The 265-nt window shown below is 64.9% G+C and carries 1 protein-coding gene; it reads right to left on the reverse strand.

Going from position 1 to position 265, the window contains the following annotated elements; translation table 11 throughout:
* A partial coding sequence (locus GYK42_RS28990) for an RHS repeat domain-containing protein (protein ID WP_166450297.1) occupies positions 1 to 265 on the reverse strand: 265 nt, incomplete at both ends.

The raw sequence follows: 265 nt of genomic DNA on the forward strand, positions 1-265 counted from the left end.
CTGTTGCGCGGCTCGACGTGGACAAAGCTGATTGCCTCGGGTGTCCATTCGGCACGCGGCGGTGCCGGACAGTGCGCGCTGTTCGAACTGGTGTCGGCAATCTCGCGGTCCGGCAAATAGCAATAGGCGGTGACGGTACTGCCGCCATCGGCGCGCGTTTCGCGCACGGTGCGGCCGAAATCATCGACCTGCAGGCGCGTCGTCAGGGCATTGGGCCCCGTCAGCGCGGTCAGTGTGCCAAAGCGCGGATCGTATTCCTTGCTCT

The sequence above is a fragment of the Janthinobacterium lividum genome (assembly GCF_011601275.1).
GTDB classification, from domain to species: domain Bacteria; phylum Pseudomonadota; class Gammaproteobacteria; order Burkholderiales; family Burkholderiaceae_D; genus Janthinobacterium; species Janthinobacterium lividum_E.